2 protein-coding genes are annotated in these 688 nt (G+C 51.2%); both read right to left on the bottom strand.

Going from position 1 to position 688, the window contains the following annotated elements; all coding sequences use genetic code 11:
- Nucleotides 1-269: hypothetical protein (locus tag DEQ92_RS23325; protein WP_147299540.1), on the bottom strand; the 269-nt coding region annotated here is incomplete at its 3' end.
- Between the two features lie 126 nt (nt 270-395).
- Nucleotides 396-688 (bottom strand): Rieske 2Fe-2S domain-containing protein (locus tag DEQ92_RS21145; RefSeq protein WP_115821738.1); only part of this gene is annotated, 293 nt, incomplete at its 5' end.

The following is a 688-nucleotide window of genomic DNA, read 5'->3' as shown; positions in this document are numbered from 1 at the left end:
TCATCAACAGAGCTCTCAGCCACAGGATCCCCACTTCCATTGGTTCGTTTGTACTCGTATAATGGATAACTCGACGGCCCAGCGTAGATCATATCGTGCTGTAGGTCTGTCAAGGATACAACTCTGTGAGCCCCAGTGGAGTCATCCATATGCTCAACGAGTGCAGCAGGGGTCTCTTGAACCTGCATATCAGCATCGACAACACGGTCAAGTTCATCGACGTTCCCGATTTGTTCCTCTTCGGGAACGTGCAATGCACTCTCTAGCATATTGGCTAGTGGATACCCGCGGCCTCATAATAGTATCGTGCCTACTCAGCCAACCGGCCGAATTCGGATCCGGATCTGTTGTCACACAGAAAAGGAAAAAGCAGAGGCTCTGCTACAAAGAGTCAGTTACCGAACGGCGTAGATGGTTCCGTCTTCGATTTCAACATCATACGTGGGTACCCCATAGCGCTCGTCTTTGGGACTCTTACCAGTCTCAATATCAAACATCCATCCGTGCCACGGGCAGACAACGTATCGTTCCTCGTCATCGTACACCCAGTCCCAACCGTCTTCACCCGTGGTCATACCTCCGCTGAGTGCACCTTCGCACAGGGGGCCAGCTTGGTGAATACAATAATTTGCAAGGGCATAATACTCGCCGCGATGCCGGAAGACAGCAATCTCTTGTCCATCAATCT

This window comes from Haloferax sp. Atlit-6N (genome assembly GCF_003383195.1).
In the GTDB taxonomy this organism is placed as follows: domain Archaea; phylum Halobacteriota; class Halobacteria; order Halobacteriales; family Haloferacaceae; genus Haloferax; species Haloferax gibbonsii.
Note: the sequence above shows the minus strand (reverse complement) of the source record. Positions and strands in the feature narration are given on the sequence as shown.